This is a genomic window from Candidatus Nitrosopumilus sp. bin_6a (assembly GCF_054095695.1).
The window spans coordinates 310,771-326,726 of record NZ_JBSWSR010000001.1 but is presented as its reverse complement, the minus strand read 5'-3'; the positions used below and the strand labels follow the sequence as shown (position 1 = coordinate 326,726).

Genomic DNA, 15,956 nt, shown 5'->3' with positions numbered 1-15,956 from the left:
GATCACTTGTGTGTAAAAATTGATTGATTTTGTGAATCTTTTCTACAATATCCAAATCTAACAAACTGAATTTCTTCTCCTTCTTTTAATTGTAGATAATGAGGTTCTGTATAAACGTCCAATTCTTCTAAACTATCTTCATTAAATTCTTCCCCGTTAAACAAAGTTTTTGGAATTACCATCTTAATTTCATGTGCAGTTTTTTGAGGAACCCATTGTATTTTTAGAATGTTATCTGTTTCGCCATTTTCTATAAATTCTCCTTCTAATTCGATTCCTGATTTTGTTATTGACACATTACCCAAACCTAAAAGACGAATTTGTGTTCCTTCTTTGATACTTTGTGCATCTTCTCCAGAAATGTAAAAATTCTCATCAATCTCAATTTTTCTTTTTCCCATATCATTAACTGGATGATTAGGAATTTCTATTGATGATATTGGTAAATTTCTTACTGTTAGTTTTTTGGCATTGCTTACCATGAATAGCCTGATACTACTTGCATCCACAAATTTTCTGTTAAATGCTTCAAGTGCATCAAATGGTGCTAGTGTGTTTGCTTTGGTTAATCCCAAAGACATTATGAATTTCCTTATTGCTTCGGGTTTAATTCCTCTTCTTCGTAGTGCCTCCAAAGTTGGCAATCTTGGGTCATCATACCATGAAACCTTGCCTTCTTCAATCAAGGGTTTGATTATTCGTTTTGAAATTGGCATTCCTTTGAATTCTAGCCTTGAGAAAAATCCCTGGAATGGCTTTCTCATGTGTAATGCATCTAAAATTGCATCAATTAGCTCTTTTCTCAATTCAAATTCTTTTGAACGAAATGCATGTGTAACTCCATCCATGCTGTCTTCTATGGCAACAGCCATATCGTAGCTTGGCCAAATTCTATATTTTTCTCCTAATGTGTAGTGTTTTCCTTCAATGATTCTAAATAATACTGGATCTCTCATAACCGCATTGTCTGCTTTCATATCTCCACGAAATCTCACGATGGCATCTCCTGGTTTAAATTTCTCATTCATTTTTTCCCAATTTTTATAATTTTTTTCAATATTTTCTGTACTGCATTTACAAGATTTTCTTTCTCTTCTATTTTTGCTAATGTCTTCTCTTTTGCATGTACAAACGTAAGCTTTACCTGAATTGATTAATTCAATTCCTTTCTCATAAAATATTTCCATATCATCTGATGTGTTTTTTACTGTATCAAATTCAATTCCTAACCACTCTAGTCCTACTTTGATGGCTGCATGATATTCCATTCTTTCTGCTTCCGGATTCGTATCGTCCATTCTTAGAATGAATTTTCCACCATACATCTTAGCATATTCTGAATTGATGATGGCTGCCTTTGCATGACCAATGTGGGGGTATCCATTAGGTTCAGGTGGAAATCTTGTAATTACTTTTCCATGTACTGCATTTTTTAGTTCTGGAAGTCCTTCTCGCTCTTCAATTTTTTCTTTGGGAATTAAAATCTCTGGAAATTTTTCTTTAATTTCTTTTTCTTGTTCGTCTAATGACATCTGATTAACTGATGAAACGATTTCAGAGATTTCTGGAGATATCTCTTTTACTTTAGTTCTAAGTTCTGCTTTTGTCCCAAGAATTTTTCCTATAATTATTTTGTCTCTGGTTTCTCCTTCATGCTCAAAAGCATTTTGAAGAGCCATTTTCCGAATTTCTTTTCTTAGTTCTTCATCCATGTTGATTTTTACCTATTGCAACTATACGCTTCTTTTAACTACAAAATCTAATAATGAAATTAGTTCCGTTTTAGCAGAACCTGAATATCCAGCTAGTGATTTTTCAGCTTTTTCAGCGTATTTTAGAGCCTGTCCTCTGACATTTTCTTCAATTCCTAAGGATCTTATGGCTTCTACAGCCTTGTTGAGATCCGTTCTTGAAACTTTTGAATTTCCAAATGCTTTCAAAATGATTTTTTTATCATTACCTTTTGCTAATTTTATTGCCATTAAAATTGGTAGTGACTTTTTACCCTCTCTTAGATCATTACCTACTGGTTTTTTTGTAATTTTAGGATCTCCCATCACTCCTATGAGATCATCTGTAATTTGAAATGCAATACCTAGATTTCTTCCAAATGATGAAAGATTTGAAATGTCTTTTGGTTTGTTTGTTGCACATATTGCCCCCATTGCACATGACACATCAAATAGTGCAGCTGTTTTTTTACCTATCATTGTAACATATTCTGCTTGTGATGGAATTTTTCTCTCCTCTGCCATTTTCACATCAAGCAATTGTCCTTCACAAATATCTACACAAGCTTTTGAAAGTCTAGAGACGAGTTGCGTTGTTGCACTAGATGATAATTTTGAATCTGTGATCACCTGAAATGCTTTTGAAAATAATACATCTCCTGCAAGAATCGCAATCGGCATTCCAAATTTCTTATGAACTGTTGGAACTCCATGACGCATCTCGTCATTATCCATTATGTCATCATGAACTAATGAAAAGTTATGTACCATTTCCACTGCACTTGCAGCTGGCATTGCGTTAGAGACTTTGCCTTTTAAAATTTGACAGCTTTTAATTACCATGTATGGTCGAAGTCTTTTTCCTCCATTTACAATTAGATGTCCTGCAGCATCATAGAGTTTCTTTGGATTTCCTTTTAATTTTGAATTCAAATACCTGTTTACTATTTTTGCATTCTGTTCAATTTGTTTAGTTTTTTTCATTTACTAATCTCCATTTGTCATCTGGCAGATGAATTTTAATTGCTTTTTGTAATTCATCATGAATTTCTCTGCTCATCCATGTAGATAAGACATTTGCATGCTTTTCAAGCATATCTTTGTTGGATTTTTCTAATAATTCTAAAGCAATGAGCATCCATGGACAATAAATTTCTGGGTTTGTCCTTAATTCAACAAGTAATTCTTTTGATGAAATCCACTTTATTTCGTCAATTTCTCCTTCAATTTCTTTTAGTTCTGTGGATTTATCAATAACTCCAATCAATGTCCCACAAATCTCATTTTCAGAACCAACTTTCTTGTATGGAACATGATACTCAAATTTGTGCAGATAATCAAGAGTGCCATTAATCCCTAATTCCTCTGGCATTCTTCTTTCTCCTGAAGAAACATATGTTTCTGATTCTCTTGGATGGCTTGCAAAAGTTCCATCCCAATCATTTGGCCATAACATTTTCTCTTTAGCTCTTCTAGTGAGAACTAATCTTCCTTCTTTATCAAACAATAGTGCTGTAAATGCTCTGTGTAATTTTCCATTAGGCAAATGGCATTTTACTTTTTCTTCAGTTCCAATCGGATTGTCGTTTTCATCTACTAAAATTACAAATTCATCAGACATTTCTTTTACCTCTAAACAACGTTCCTTCAAATGTCCTATTTTTAACCGCTTTCACAATCCTTTCAGGTTTGTTTCCGTTAACAAAAAATACATCTAACCCTGTTTTAGCAATCTTTGATGCTTCTTCTACTTTTCTTGTCATTCCACCTGTGACATCCATCTTGTTCTCTGAAATTGTTGGCTGTTCTCCTTTTAATTCATAGATCAATTTTTTTGATTTTAAATCTGCATACAATCCATCCTCATTTAATGCAAAAATACAAAGTTTAGGTTTTAGTATTTTTGCTAGATGGGTCATGATTTTGTCTCCTGATAGAATGTATGTTTTTTTCTGACCATACCATAATGCATCTCCATATGTAACTGGAATCAAGCCTGATTTTGCAATTTTTTCTATTTCTTTAATTTTTTTAATTATGGGTTTATTTCCAGACATAAAATCTGTTGGTGGAAGACAATATGGATTTAGTTTATTTTTTAGCATTGAATCTAAAATTATTTTATTTAATTCAATCATTGAATTTTTAACAATGGCTACGCCTCTTAGATCATATTTTTTCTCTTTTGTATGCATATCGTATTTTACGGACCAATAATGTCCATAGGATCCCCCTCCATGAACAATGATTATTGGCTGATTAATTTTTCTTAAACTTTTAGATAGGTTATCAATAGTTTTTTTTCTTGCTGATAGAGGTTTTTCTTTGTTTGTGATGATTGAACCTCCTAATTTTATTAGAATCATGCTGTTCAAATTTACCTGATCAATTAAAAAGTATCCAGACCCTTAAAATCAATTTTCACGGAAAAACAATCATGATTCTCATTTTTGAATTGATTCATCGTTTGTTCAAGATTTGATTCATTTGTTAGTGCAAAGATGCATCCTCCTCCACCGGCTCCTGTAATTTTTGCACCAAATGATTTGTCTTGCCCTATCTTGATCATTCTTTGCAATTTTTCATTTGAAACCCCTATTGTCTCAAGATATTCTTGATTTTCGTTTATTCTCTGTCCTATCTCCATGATGTTGTTATTTTTTAATAATTCTAAAATATCTTCTACTAATTTTGATTCTTTATCACATAAAGTAGAGAATTTTTCTTCATTTTTTTCCTTAAACTGTTTTACATTTTCTACTATCGATTTAGTCGAATGTTCTATCTTGGAATTGGCGATAACAAGATGGAAATTAGGCTCAGATTCTATTTTATTGAATCCATTCTTTTTATCATATTCTATAATCCCTCCATATGTACAAACAGTGCAATCTGCACCAGATGTGTTTTCAAAAATTGTCTTTTCAGCTTCTATTGCAAGCTCTAAAATTTCTTCTTTAGATGTTTTTTTGAATAGTCTTGAAATTGCTCCAGCTCCTGCAACACAACATGCAGATGATGAACCCAACCCTACTCCTAATGGAATGTCTGATTCTATTTTGATTCTTATTCCTGTATTTTGATTTTTTATCAATTTGTTTGCCAAATAATAAATTGGTTTTAACGGAGAATCAATTTCTGAAATTTCTTTATTGGGCTCTAATTCTAAATTACCAATGTTTGATTTAATGGAAATTTTATTTTCTTTAATTGTCTCCGCACTAACTGTAATTCTTTTATTTATTGCACATAGAATTGCTTTAACACCGTATACTACAAAATGTTCTCCAAAGAGAATTACTTTTGCAGGTGATGAAGCTTTAGATTTCAATAGAGTATACTAAAATTTTGAAAAATTATTCGATTTCTTCTTCTGTAATCTTTGTTTCAAAATCGTCGATTTCATCTTTCATTGGCTCGTCTTCTTTTAATTCTCCTCTTTCGATTAAGACTTGACGGACTAATAACCAGTAAACTGTTGCTAAGGCTTTTCTTCCTCTGTTGTTTGCTGGAATAATTACATCTAGATTTGATGTGATATTGTCTGTATTTGCAATTCCGATAATTGGAATACCTGCATTTGTTGCTTCAATGATTGCCTGTTCGTCCACTTGTGGATCTGAAACTAAAACTAATTTTGGTTCAATATAATATGGCAATGAAGGATTTGTTAAAGTTCCTGGCATGAATCTTCCCAATAGTTCCTTTGAGCCTAAACTTTCACAGAATTTCTCAATTGGGGTTTCTGCATATTGTCTTCCTGAGCACACAATAAGATTTTCAGCACCTACTCTGTTGATGAATTTAGCAGCGGTTTGGATTTTCTCTAATGTAAGATCTAAATCAAGCATGTAGAGTCCCTCAGGGCTGGCTTTGGTGATAAATGGTTTCATGAATTTTGTCTTTACTTGGGTACCTACTCTGATACCTGTAGCTAAAACCTTCTTTTTGATGTCTGTTGCTTCAGTTTGTTGACTCATGACGATTTTAAATCTCTGCCATACCGCGTATTAAATCATGCTCTGATAGTCGTAATAATTCATTGAGTTTTGCCACTCTTTCGCCCCCCACAATGCCTACTTTTAGCATTTTTGACTTTGTAGCAAGACCAATATGTGATATTTGTGAATCTGTGGATTCCCCAGATCTATGTGAAGTGATTAATTTGATATTGTTTTGAGTTGCTTCATTAGCAAATTCTAGAGCATCAAAAAGACTGCCTGCTTGATTTACTTTTAAAATTGCTGCATTACATGATTTCAAGTCAATTGCTTTTTTTAGGATATTTTTGTTGGTGACAGTCAGATCGTCTCCTGTGACCAATGTATTTGGAAATTTCTTTGTTAATTCTGACATGTCTTCAAATGCTTCTTCATGAACAGCGTCTTCAGCATAAATTAATTTGAATTTTTCAATTATATCTGCTGCAAAATCTATTTGTTCTCCAGTAGAATTTTCAAACCCTGCTCTATCATAAACATATTTTTCTTTTTTCTCATTCCATTGTGTTGATGATGCAAAATCAACTCCTAAGGATACTTCTTTTCCTAAAGTAAATCCCAAGTTCTCACAAGCTTTTGCAGAAATTTCCAATGCTTTTTGATTTTCTAATTTTGGTGCCCATCCTCCTTCGTCTCCTCTTCCATTTGTAAAGCTAGGATCTTCTTTTTCTAAAACACGACGAAGTTCTTTGTGTACTGATAGATTAGTCTCAATTGCATCTTCTATATTTTTTGAACCTGTTGCACAAATCAAAATTTCTTGAATATCTGGTGTGCCAGGTCCTGCATGTGCTCCTCCTCCTAAAATATTCCCTAAAGGAAATGGAAATCTGAATGTAGATTCTGATGACAGTGTCTTGAATAATGGCTCTCCTGATGCTTTTGATGCTGATTCCATTGAAGCAATTGTAACTGCAAAAGCTAAAGCTCCTCCTATAACTGAATAATTAGTAGAATTGTCTAGACTTTTTAGAACATCATGAATTCCTTTTAGATCTGATGATTCTAATCCGATAAATTTTTGAGAATTTTCTTTCAAGATTCTAAGACTTTCTTCAGGTTTTCCCTCTGGGAAACTTACTGCTTCGTATTTTCCTACACTTGCACCTGATGGTGCACATACTCTTCCTAAAAATTGCTTATCTGATTTGACATCTACTTCGATTGTTTTACTGCCTCTGCTATTGTATAGAATACGTCCTTCAATTGAGGAGATTTTAGCCAAGTTATTCTAACTCAGATTGAACTTCTTGTTTTCTTCTCTGAATTGCTTCGTAAAACGGAATTACTTGTTGTATTGTTTCTACAGTGGTCAAAAGCATTCTTCTGCAACAATATCTTTCAACACCTAAAGAATCAAGAGTTTTTGTAGGATCTTCTCCTGCTTTGATTTTATTTTGATAATCTTCAAATTTATCGGCAATTAATTTTCCACAAGTTAAACATCTAACAGGAATTAACACGAACGAAAAAGTAACCAAGGATTATAAAAACCATGCAAGAAAATTCCTTTGCGGACGTCGCCCAGCCTGGCCAAAGGCGCTAGCTTGAGGGGCTAGTCTCTCAGGAGTTCGTGGGTTCAAATCCCATCGTCCGCACCATGAATTTTAGATTATTTCTCTAATTTTTGTAAAATCTTGATTAATTCTGTTCTTCTTTTTTCTTCAGTTATTACCGATCTAACATCGTCAACTAGAATTCTATTTACATCAATTTTTCTTCTAGCTTCTTTTACAACTTTATCGTACATTGAAAAAGTATAAAGTTGAAGATACAAACTCTCCATTACTTCAAAAATTCTTGTTGCCTCATCAATATTGTTCATTCTAATCTTATCAAACACTTGTCTTTTTAATTCCCCTACACAATCGAGTAATCCTAGAACATATGATTCTGGCATCACTGATAATTTTTTATCTGATGGGATTTCTTTTTTTTCAACAATTGCAATTAAACAAGCTGCCTCTACAAATTCTTGTTCTGAGGTGATCAGATATCTTTCTAATCCTCCGGTTGCTTTTTTCTTGTATTTTTTTAATAGCGTCTCTGCTTGTTTCAAGTTATTTTTTCCTGTCACTAAATCTTCTTTGTGAACTGCAATGATTGATTTACTGCATAAGATGATTATTTCCCTAGTATTTTTTAGCAAAAATTCTCTGGCATCTTGTATGTCACCTAAATCTTTTGCAATTTTATTTAATGATATTTTTACATTTTTTAATGTCATGTTAACATATGTTTTAAAACTAGGATAAAGTCGTTTGCTAAGATCTTAAGAATTCCATGAAATCCTATTTAGAAAATATGAATTTTAAGAATTATTGTCTATGGAATAAAAATAACACATACGATATGTAGCCTATAACTAAAATGATTCCTTCCTTTCTAGATATGACAAACCCACTACGCATAATTGGAATTAATACAAGACTAAACGCCAGCATTATCCCAACATCAACTAATACTTGTTCACTAACTGTAATGCCTGAAATTAATGATGAAATGCCTAATATTGCTAAAATATTGAATATGTTACTGCCAATTATATTTCCAACACTAAGATCAGCATGACCTTTTCTTGCAGCAACTACTGATGTTATTAGCTCTGGGAGTGAAGTTCCTATCGCAACAACTGTCAATCCCATGAATAATTCTGATATTCCAAAATTTGCACCAATGATTACAGCATTATCTACTGTAAGAAATGATCCTCCAGTCAGGAGTAATAATCCAATCATTATTAAAATGATGGATTTGGAAAAAATATTTTTTTGGACTATTTGTGATGCCGGTATCACTTGTGTATCTGTATCTTTTTTTGAGATACGATAACTATATCCTGTAAAAACAATAATCCCAATTACAAACAATGCTCCATCAATAAAATCAATTTTACCATCCAGAATAATTCCAAGTAAAAGTATAGAAATGCCTACCATGATTGGGACTTCTTTTCGTATTGCAGATTTTGAGACAATGATTGGACTAATTATGGCAGAAATTCCTAGAATTACTCCTATATTGACAATATTACTTCCTACTACATTTCCTAAAGCAACATCCGACAATCCCTGCATTGCAGATGAAATACTTACTGCAAGTTCTGGTGTTGAAGTTCCAAAAGCAACAACAGTTAGACCAATAACTAATTGACTAACTCCAAGTTTGTTTGATATTGCTATTGATCCTCTTACTAACCACTCTGCTCCAAAGTATAGCATGGTTAATCCTACTCCTATGAACAAAAAATTGAAAATTAACTCCATAATGATTATGCAAAAATTAATTATTTGTCATTTTAAGATACTGCCAAACAATTTTTTATTGAATTTCCAACATTCTACAAAGTGAATTCAATGAAGGCAGACCTGCTTTCGAAAATGATGTAAAACAACAATTAAGAGCCAGCTGTCTTATCACGAATTCACTTACATCAAGTTGTATTTTCGAATAATTAAGATATGATCTAGTTGATTTTATGGTGATTCAAATCAACTAGTTTTGTATTTTCTATCATTTTTAGCCATATTTTGTATTTTCAAAGCTCTTATTTTGGATATAATTTTACAAATAATATGGAAATTACTGTTGATCAAATGTATAATATTGAAAATAAAGGCCATGAAATGGGATTTTTGAAAAAATTCATGATGGAAAATGCTGGAGCTGCAGCAGTAAGACGATTGCTAGAAAAAATAGGAAATGTTGAATCAAAAAATATTCTAATTTTTGTGGGATTGGGAAATAATGGGGGTGATGGCTTGGTGATGGCAAGACACTTGGCAGGTTATGGTGCCAAGGTGACAGTAATGCTTCTAGGCAGTCCTGATAAAATAAAAACTGAAGAAAGTAATTGGAATTGGTCAATTTTACAAAAAATGCCTTCTGTAAAATTAATGTCTGGAAATTCTTTGGATTTTGATTTTAAACCTGATGTAATAGTCGATGGAATTCTTGGAACGGGAATTTCTGGTGAAATTAGAGAACCATATGCGTCAGCAATAAACTACATTAACGAAACAGATTGTTTCAAATTTGCAGTTGATGTTCCATCTGGTCTAGATCCACAAACTGGAGATACTGCAAATATTTTCACAAAGTGTGATATGACTGTAACATTTCACAAAATGAAGCAAGGGATTCCTAAAAGAAAAGATCTTACAGGTGAATTGTTTGCTGAGAAAATTGGAATTCCTCCTGAAGCTGAAGAGGGCATACTATGAAAGTTCATCAAATTCAAGTAGGAAATATGCAGAATTTCTCATATATTGTTGAGGATGAAGATACTGGCGAATCCATAATCATTGATCCTTCTTGGGATTTAATTGAACTAGAAATGATAATTAAAAAAAATAATTTGAAAATAAAATACATTGTTAATACTCATCATCATTTTGATCATACGTTAGGAAATGAAGCAATGGTGGAATCCACTAAAGCTCCGATTATTCAACATGAAAATTCAGAATTAAAACACGATATTACTGTCAAAGATGGAGATTTTATTGAATTTGGAAATTCAAAATTAAAAGTATTTCATACTCCTGGCCATTCTCAAGATAGCATTTGTCTTGTTGGTGATGGGAAAATTTTTTCAGGTGATACTCTTTTTGTTGGAAATTGTGGTAGAATTGATTTGCCTGGAGGCTCTGCAAAAGATCTCTATCACAGCCTTTTTGATATTTTGTATAATCTAGATGAGAATTTAGTCATGTATTCAGGTCATAATTATGGTTCTTCTGCTATATCTACTCTTGGACAGGAAAAAATCACTAACCATGTAATGCAAAAAAGAACTGAAGAGCAGTTTCTTGATATGATGGGTTAGTGATCTTAATGGAAAATTTTGAACTGTTTGGAAACATAGAACAAGGAAAAAATTTTCTTGACTCTATAAAAAATGGACAGTTTCTTTTCTCGTTTGTGATTTCATATACTGAAACTTGTGAAATTCCAGGAATCACTTTTGCAGGGGCTGATAAAGATTCAATACAGTTTACTCCTCCTGCAGATGCAGAATATCTTCATTATGGATATTGTAAAACAATCGATAAAATCCCAATGACTCCTGATGGAAAGCCTACTCCTGGATTGCTGACAAAAACTGCTTTAGAATCTGCAAGCATTCCTCATTTTACCATCAATGCTGGTAGTAAAATTCCACCCCGGCTTCCTTTCTTTGATGCATGTATGACTTATGGTAAAAATATTTTAAATCAAGATGCTATGACTGATTCTCAAGTATCCCATGCTGTAGACTATGGAAGAATTATTGGTAGAAGTATGGCTTCGCTTACTGACTGCTTAGTAATCGGTGAAAGTATTCCTGGTGGAACTACAACTGCATTAGCAGTATTGAGAGCATTAGGTTATGACGCTAAAGTAAGTTCCAGTATTCCAAACAATCCTGTTGAATTAAAAAATCAAATAGTTTCTTCTGCACTAGAACGAGTAGATTCTGATCATCCATATAGTATTGTAGCAAAGGTCGGTGATCCTATGATTCCGTTTGTAGCTGGAATGTTGAGTTCTGCATCCAGCGTATCAAATGTAATGTTGGCTGGTGGCACACAAATGGCAGCAGTTTTGGCATTTGCATCAAAAATTGGATTTAATCCTGAGAATACTGCAATAGGAACAACTACTTACATTACAGGTGATACCAGTGCAAATTTCACTAGTCTTGTAAAACAAATTGCTGATATTCCTGCAATCGCTGTGAATCCCGGTTTGGAGAATTCCCAATATTCTGGTTTGAAAGCATTTTCCAAAGGATTTGCAAAAGAAGGAGTTGGAGCTGGAGGAAGTATAATTTCATCGATGATAAAAACTGGAAATGATTCTTCAAAATTCTTAGCAATTGCAGAAAAAGAATATCATCGATTATTTACTTCACTGTGACTGATTTTGCAAGATTTCTAGGATAATCAGGATCTGTATCTTTTTCAAGTGCCGCATAGTATGATAATAGCTGAATTGGAATGATTTCTGAAATTGGATATAACACTTCGTCAATCTTTGGCATTTCTATCCAATAATCATAAACGTCACTTTCTATGTCTGAAACTCCAATAATTTTTGCACCGCGAGCTTTAATTTCTCTTGCACTAGTTAGTGTATCTGAATATGTTGAATCATTTGGATTTATGATTATTACAAATACACTAGTATCCATCAATGCAAGAGGGCCATGTTTTAATTCTCCTCCTGCAATTCCTTCTGCATGAATGTATGTCAATTCTTTTAATTTTAATGCAGTTTCAATGGCGATTGGATAGTTTATTCCTCTGCCTAAAATGTAAATGTCTGAAACATCTTTCAGTTCTTTTGCAATTTTTTTAATTTTTATTGGATTCTCCAATATTTTTAAAACTGATTTAGAAAAATTTTCAAAATTGATTGTTATGTTATTGTCGCTTATCTTCTGAATAATTTTATACAATATTACTAGTTGTGATGTAAAACTTTTTGTTGCTGCAACTCCGATTTCAGGTCCACAATTCATACCGATTACTACGTCTGCTTCACGTGCTAGTGATGATGTCATTAAATTGACAATTGCTATGATTTTGCAATTTGCCTGTTTTCCTATTTTTACTGCTTCTAATACGTCTGCACTTTCTCCGCTTTGGGATATTGCAATAATGATGGAATTCTCTTCTATGCTGTCTGGCGCAAATTGTAATTCACTTGACATTATCGGCTCAGCCTTGATTTTGACATATTTCGACATAATTTGCTTAGCAATTAGTGCCGAATTATAACTGGTTCCGCTTCCTGTTACATAGATATTCTTTGCGTGCTTTATGTAATCTGCTGTTTTTTCAATTGCATCTCTGGTTTTTTCTCCTGCTTTTAAGATAGTTTCTGATTGTTCGTAAATTTCTTTTAATGTAAAATGTGCATAATCTCCTTTGTATGCATCTCCAAATTCTTTAGATACCTTTGTTGTTTCGTATTTTACAGATTTTCCTTGAAAATCCATGATCTGTAATTTACTTCCGTCTAAAATTACAAAATTCCCATTTTCTAAATAAACTGCATTATCTGTAAATTCAATAAATCCTAAAACATCACTGGACAAAAAGAAATCATCACGTCCTACTCCTATGATTAACGGCTCGTGAAATTTTGCTGCTGCAAGTTGCCCATTTTCAAACATTGCAACAAATGCATAATGCCCTTTAATTTCTGAAACTGTTTTCAAAATTGTTTCTTTGACATCTTTTGTTTTTTCATAATGTTTTTGCAAAAGATTTGCAATTATTTCACTATCTGTTTCACTTTTGAAATCAAATCCTTCTTCTTGCAGTTCTTTCTTTAGTTCTTCAAAGTTTTCAATAATTCCATTATGCACTATGGCAATTTTTCCTGAGTTACTTGAATGTGGGTGTGCATTAAAATCAGTGACTTTTCCATGTGTTGCCCACCTTGTATGCCCTATGCCTATTTTACCTGGAAGTGAATCTAGGTGGACATTTGAGTTCACCTCGTTTACTTTTCCAATCCCTTTCTTTAACTCAATTTGATGGTTTGACTCGGTTGCAACACCAACACTATCGTATCCACGATATTCCATTCTTTTTAAGCCCTTGACGATTATGGGCGATGCTGTCTTATTTCCATAATATCCTATGATTGAACACATTATGATTCTCTTTGATATTGGGGTTATTTACTGATAAGCTTATTTTTTCAATTATTCTGTTGAAGAAGTTTCATCTTTTGAGGTTTCAGCAGCAGTTTCAGTTGTTTTTTCTTCTACAGTTTCTTCATCACTGTCTGTTTCTTCTTCAGTGACTACTATTGTAGGCTCTTCTTTCTTTGTTTTTTCTAACATTTCTGGAATCTTTGATCCAGGGGCAAAATGAACACTATTCTCTTCATCAACTGTAACAGTATATGATGGGATGTTGACTTTTCTTTCGCCAATCATGATATGACCATGAATCACTGCTTGTCTTGCTTGATATGGTGTTTTAAATCCTAGTTTCTTTGTAACGATTGTTTGTAATCTTCGTGAAAGCAAATCTGTTGCATTTAGATTAAGTACGTCATCTAATGTTGCATCACTACTTACCAAACCTATTCTTGCAAGAGAGTTCATCAAGATTGGTTCTTTTTCTGCTCGGACTTCTTGTCTTAATGCAAGCAATGATCTAGCTTGATGTCTTACCCGTGATAATTCAGTATGTGCTTTCCATAATTCTCTTTTAGTTCTTAATCCAAATGTTCCGAGGGTTTTCAACTCATCCATTTTTAATTCATAATTGAGAGGTCTTTTTGGTTTTCTCCATACTTTACGTGGATATTTTGGATCTCCCATTCATAACACCTATTCTTTTTTCTCCGCTGCTGGTGCTGCTGCGGCTGGTGCTGCAGCAGGTGTTCCATCTGGTCCTGCTGGTGCTGCTGCGGCTGCTGGTGCGCCTGCTCCACCTTTCTTAACTGGAGCTGCCATTCCACCTTTTGCTACACCAACTGCTCCGCCTTTTCTGCCTGAGGTTCTTGTTCTTTGACCTCTGACTTTAAGACCACTTAGATGACGATACCCTCTCCAACTAGCAGTAATTCTCTCTCTCTCAATATCATTTCTTAATGTAAATGGAATATCTGATGTCAACAAATGCATGTCTTTACCTGTTTCAATGTCTTTTCTTCTGTTAAGGAACCATGATGGGAAATTGCTTGCAATTGGATCTGTAATCAATTTCTCAATTGCTTGAACATTTTCCTCAGTAAGGTTTCCAATGTTGGAATTAGGATTAATTTTTAATGTATCAAGAATTGCAGTTGCAAAATTGTAGCCAAGACCCTTAATCTGAGTCAAACCGATCACCATTTTCTTTTCACCACGGATATCGTTTCCTACAATTCTGACAATGTGTCTATATTCTTGTGCGCTCAAGTATTCAAAAATTCAAAGAATCCCCGATAAAAACCATGCTAGGCACTAAATTAGATGATTTTTGAAATATATGATAACTATAATTAATAACTCATGCCTATTTTGGCTTGTTTTTGAATTATTTTATTTAAAGTCCTCGTCACTTGTCCAGTCTTTTCCTTGTACATTCCATTGACTGCATTTACAGCATTTTTTGACTCCTCTTTGAGCATCAATGTCTACACAAAAACAATGAATTCCTTTTCCAGATGGATCCTTACTGCAGAGCTTTTGCATGTTTTTTGTCAAGCCCTTTTCCTAATTATTCTATTGGAATATTGGAATCAAAAAGTTATAACTTTCGATTTTTTTATTTTATTATGAGTAATTCATTTGATCGTGAAAAAATTGTAGATTGCATGTTTGATCCTGTAACCTCTTCCATTTTAGCAGAACTTGAGGATGGCAAAAAAGAATGTTCCTTTTTGGCAAAGCAAACATCTGTTTCCGAATCTGAAGTTCTCGAAAGATTATCCTATTTGATTGAACACGGATTTATCTCAAAAGACTCTGATGATGGAAAATGTGTCTTGATGGCAAATTCTGAGAAATTAGCAAGCATTATTGAAAATGGAGATAATTTTGATGAAGCTATAAGTGGATTAGAAAAAATGGATAGTTATCTAAACTGATTTTCTTCTATTTTTAATTCCCGAAATCCCAATTACTGCTAATCCTGCCATTCCGATTACAAGAACAGCTAAGGAAATCGTTGAAAGGATTGATTTTTTCACTGCATCAGGAAGTGGCCCAATTGCACCTGCAACATAAATCTCATCATCATTGGTACTCTCTATAATCAATTGATAAGTTCCAGATTCAAACACATCAAATTCTTCTTCATGAGTTTCATCATTTATTACATGAGAAATAATTTCAATATTTGATGGATCTAATATTTTTGCAGATATTGTATCTTCTCTAAATTCCATGATTTGAACAGCAAAAATCCCAACAGGTGTATTTTCTTTATCTAAATCTACTAAAACTGTAACTGTCTCTTTTGAATCCACTTTGCCATTTCCCTGGCTTATTCCTCCTAACGTTATTTGATTTTCAACTACTGATATTGCTAGTCCTGCCACTATCAACAATCCGAATATTACTGTGATCAATCCTGTTTTTTGCACAGTTTCAGGCTAATTTTCTTTAGTTTAAACCTAATTTTTTCTAAATTTGTAACTGGTGGATAAAAAGTTAGATTAGGCTAAAAAAGTTAGCTTATGGTAACTTTAAATAAAGAATTTGCTTTTTTGTACATGTCTTGAAAAGTAACCG

At 33.2% G+C, this 15,956-nt stretch carries 19 protein-coding genes and 1 tRNA gene; 5 read left to right on the top strand and 15 right to left on the bottom strand.

Translation table 11 applies throughout. The features are described from left to right. Positions 1 to 2 precede the first annotated feature (2 nt). The 8 genes from ACW9XA_RS02020 to ACW9XA_RS01985 are packed head-to-tail and all read right to left on the bottom strand — an operon-like array spanning position 3 to position 7,194. A complete protein-coding gene (locus tag ACW9XA_RS02020) occupies positions 3 to 1,712 on the bottom strand; it encodes a glutamate--tRNA ligase (protein WP_457762757.1) in 1,710 nt (569 codons plus the stop codon). A gap of 21 nt (positions 1,713 to 1,733) precedes the next feature. Next, positions 1,734 to 2,714 (bottom strand): polyprenyl synthetase family protein, encoded by a 981-nt coding sequence (locus tag ACW9XA_RS02015; protein ID WP_457762756.1) that lies wholly within the window; start codon positions 2,712 to 2,714, stop codon positions 1,734 to 1,736. After that, on the bottom strand, positions 2,701 to 3,351 hold the full coding sequence (idi, locus tag ACW9XA_RS02010; RefSeq protein ID WP_457762755.1) for an isopentenyl-diphosphate Delta-isomerase: 651 nt from the start codon (positions 3,349 to 3,351) through the stop codon (positions 2,701 to 2,703). Before idi ends, ACW9XA_RS02015 begins: the two co-directional genes overlap by 14 nt. After that, positions 3,344 to 4,096 carry an isopentenyl phosphate kinase gene (locus ACW9XA_RS02005; RefSeq protein WP_457762754.1) on the bottom strand — a complete coding sequence of 251 codons (753 nt, stop codon included), beginning with the start codon at positions 4,094 to 4,096 and terminating at the stop codon, positions 3,344 to 3,346. The genes idi and ACW9XA_RS02005 overlap by 8 nt, the downstream gene beginning before the upstream one ends. Positions 4,097 to 4,119: 23 nt before the next feature. Beyond that, positions 4,120 to 5,061, bottom strand: a complete 942-nt coding sequence (gene mvk / locus ACW9XA_RS02000; protein WP_457762753.1) for a mevalonate kinase — start codon at positions 5,059 to 5,061, stop codon at positions 4,120 to 4,122. A 25-nt stretch (positions 5,062 to 5,086) separates the two neighbouring features. After that, complete coding sequence (rpsB, locus tag ACW9XA_RS01995; protein WP_457762752.1) at positions 5,087 to 5,710, bottom strand: 30S ribosomal protein S2; 624 nt, start codon at positions 5,708 to 5,710, stop codon at positions 5,087 to 5,089. Between the two features lie 7 nt (positions 5,711 to 5,717). Beyond that, on the bottom strand, positions 5,718 to 6,956 hold the full coding sequence (gene eno, locus ACW9XA_RS01990) for a phosphopyruvate hydratase (protein WP_457762751.1): 1,239 nt from the start codon (positions 6,954 to 6,956) through the stop codon (positions 5,718 to 5,720). Position 6,957: 1 nt separating this feature from the next. Next, positions 6,958 to 7,194, bottom strand: a complete 237-nt coding sequence (locus tag ACW9XA_RS01985) for a DNA-directed RNA polymerase subunit N (RefSeq protein WP_179363042.1) — start codon at positions 7,192 to 7,194, stop codon at positions 6,958 to 6,960. A gap of 50 nt (positions 7,195 to 7,244) precedes the next feature. Between ACW9XA_RS01985 and ACW9XA_RS01980 the strand changes: the two genes are divergently transcribed. Beyond that, positions 7,245 to 7,332 (top strand) — tRNA-Leu (locus ACW9XA_RS01980). An 11-nt stretch (positions 7,333 to 7,343) separates the two neighbouring features. Here ACW9XA_RS01980 and ACW9XA_RS01975 read toward each other — a convergent pair. Both ACW9XA_RS01975 and ACW9XA_RS01970 read right to left on the bottom strand, forming a co-directional pair. After that, on the bottom strand, positions 7,344 to 7,958 hold the full coding sequence (locus ACW9XA_RS01975) for an RNA-binding protein (RefSeq protein ID WP_457762750.1): 615 nt from the start codon (positions 7,956 to 7,958) through the stop codon (positions 7,344 to 7,346). Between the two features lie 91 nt (positions 7,959 to 8,049). Continuing rightward, positions 8,050 to 8,997: a calcium/sodium antiporter gene (locus tag ACW9XA_RS01970; protein WP_457762749.1), complete on the bottom strand. Its 948-nt coding sequence runs from the start codon at positions 8,995 to 8,997 to the stop codon at positions 8,050 to 8,052. Between the two features lie 309 nt (positions 8,998 to 9,306). On the opposite strand from ACW9XA_RS01970, the gene ACW9XA_RS01965 reads away from it, so the two are divergent. The 3 genes from ACW9XA_RS01965 to cobT are packed head-to-tail and all read left to right on the top strand — an operon-like array spanning position 9,307 to position 11,632. Further along, a complete protein-coding gene (locus tag ACW9XA_RS01965; protein ID WP_457762748.1) occupies positions 9,307 to 9,954 on the top strand; it encodes an NAD(P)H-hydrate epimerase in 648 nt (215 codons plus the stop codon). Then, positions 9,951 to 10,559: a hydroxyacylglutathione hydrolase family protein gene (locus ACW9XA_RS01960; RefSeq protein WP_457762747.1), complete on the top strand. Its 609-nt coding sequence runs from the start codon at positions 9,951 to 9,953 to the stop codon at positions 10,557 to 10,559. The genes ACW9XA_RS01965 and ACW9XA_RS01960 overlap by 4 nt, the downstream gene beginning before the upstream one ends. 8 nt (positions 10,560 to 10,567) lie before the next feature. Then, a complete protein-coding gene (cobT, locus tag ACW9XA_RS01955; protein WP_457762746.1) occupies positions 10,568 to 11,632 on the top strand; it encodes a nicotinate mononucleotide-dependent phosphoribosyltransferase CobT in 1,065 nt (354 codons plus the stop codon). On the opposite strand, the gene glmS is transcribed toward cobT, so the two are convergent. The 4 genes from glmS to ACW9XA_RS01935 all read right to left on the bottom strand — a co-directional run bounded on the left by glmS (position 11,619) and on the right by ACW9XA_RS01935 (position 14,915). Continuing rightward, positions 11,619 to 13,379 carry a glutamine--fructose-6-phosphate transaminase (isomerizing) gene (gene glmS / locus ACW9XA_RS01950; protein WP_457762745.1) on the bottom strand — a complete coding sequence of 587 codons (1,761 nt, stop codon included), beginning with the start codon at positions 13,377 to 13,379 and terminating at the stop codon, positions 11,619 to 11,621. The genes cobT and glmS overlap by 14 nt on opposite strands. 51 nt (positions 13,380 to 13,430) lie before the next feature. Then, positions 13,431 to 14,057 (bottom strand): 30S ribosomal protein S4, encoded by a 627-nt coding sequence (locus ACW9XA_RS01945; protein WP_457762744.1) that lies wholly within the window; start codon positions 14,055 to 14,057, stop codon positions 13,431 to 13,433. 9 nt (positions 14,058 to 14,066) lie between these two features. After that, on the bottom strand, positions 14,067 to 14,639 hold the full coding sequence (locus ACW9XA_RS01940; protein ID WP_457762743.1) for a 30S ribosomal protein S13: 573 nt from the start codon (positions 14,637 to 14,639) through the stop codon (positions 14,067 to 14,069). Positions 14,640 to 14,762: 123 nt separating this feature from the next. Beyond that, the gene (locus ACW9XA_RS01935; protein WP_457762742.1) at positions 14,763 to 14,915 is read right to left on the bottom strand and encodes a hypothetical protein; all 153 of its coding nucleotides are present in this window, start codon (positions 14,913 to 14,915) and stop codon (positions 14,763 to 14,765) included. An 83-nt stretch (positions 14,916 to 14,998) separates the two neighbouring features. Between ACW9XA_RS01935 and ACW9XA_RS01930 the strand changes: the two genes are divergently transcribed. Then, a complete protein-coding gene (locus tag ACW9XA_RS01930; RefSeq protein ID WP_457762741.1) occupies positions 14,999 to 15,310 on the top strand; it encodes a hypothetical protein in 312 nt (103 codons plus the stop codon). Here ACW9XA_RS01930 and ACW9XA_RS01925 read toward each other — a convergent pair. Further along, positions 15,302 to 15,808 carry a hypothetical protein gene (locus ACW9XA_RS01925; protein WP_457762740.1) on the bottom strand — a complete coding sequence of 169 codons (507 nt, stop codon included), beginning with the start codon at positions 15,806 to 15,808 and terminating at the stop codon, positions 15,302 to 15,304. The two genes, ACW9XA_RS01930 and ACW9XA_RS01925, sit on opposite strands and share 9 nt — an antisense overlap. Between the last annotated feature and the right edge of the window lie 148 nt (positions 15,809 to 15,956).

What these genes read in the sequence shown, in the direction of transcription:
- ACW9XA_RS02020 (WP_457762757.1), bottom strand. Translation starts at nt 1,712, where the DNA reads ATGGATGAAGAACTAAGAAAAGAAATTCGGAAAATGGCTCTTCAAAAT.
- ACW9XA_RS02015 (WP_457762756.1), bottom strand. Translation starts at nt 2,714, where the DNA reads ATGAAAAAAACTAAACAAATTGAACAGAATGCAAAAATAGTAAACAGG.
- idi (WP_457762755.1), bottom strand. Translation starts at nt 3,351, where the DNA reads ATGTCTGATGAATTTGTAATTTTAGTAGATGAAAACGACAATCCGATT.
- ACW9XA_RS02005 (WP_457762754.1), bottom strand. Translation starts at nt 4,096, where the DNA reads ATGATTCTAATAAAATTAGGAGGTTCAATCATCACAAACAAAGAAAAA.
- rpsB (WP_457762752.1), bottom strand. Translation starts at nt 5,710, where the DNA reads ATGAGTCAACAAACTGAAGCAACAGACATCAAAAAGAAGGTTTTAGCT.
- ACW9XA_RS01975 (WP_457762750.1), bottom strand. Translation starts at nt 7,958, where the DNA reads ATGACATTAAAAAATGTAAAAATATCATTAAATAAAATTGCAAAAGAT.
- ACW9XA_RS01970 (WP_457762749.1), bottom strand. Translation starts at nt 8,997, where the DNA reads ATGGAGTTAATTTTCAATTTTTTGTTCATAGGAGTAGGATTAACCATG.
- ACW9XA_RS01965 (WP_457762748.1), top strand. Translation starts at nt 9,307, where the DNA reads ATGGAAATTACTGTTGATCAAATGTATAATATTGAAAATAAAGGCCAT.
- ACW9XA_RS01960 (WP_457762747.1), top strand. Translation starts at nt 9,951, where the DNA reads ATGAAAGTTCATCAAATTCAAGTAGGAAATATGCAGAATTTCTCATAT.
- cobT (WP_457762746.1), top strand. Translation starts at nt 10,568, where the DNA reads ATGGAAAATTTTGAACTGTTTGGAAACATAGAACAAGGAAAAAATTTT.
- glmS (WP_457762745.1), bottom strand. Translation starts at nt 13,379, where the DNA reads ATGTGTTCAATCATAGGATATTATGGAAATAAGACAGCATCGCCCATA.
- ACW9XA_RS01945 (WP_457762744.1), bottom strand. Translation starts at nt 14,057, where the DNA reads ATGGGAGATCCAAAATATCCACGTAAAGTATGGAGAAAACCAAAAAGA.
- ACW9XA_RS01935 (WP_457762742.1), bottom strand. Translation starts at nt 14,915, where the DNA reads ATGCAAAAGCTCTGCAGTAAGGATCCATCTGGAAAAGGAATTCATTGT.
- ACW9XA_RS01930 (WP_457762741.1), top strand. Translation starts at nt 14,999, where the DNA reads ATGAGTAATTCATTTGATCGTGAAAAAATTGTAGATTGCATGTTTGAT.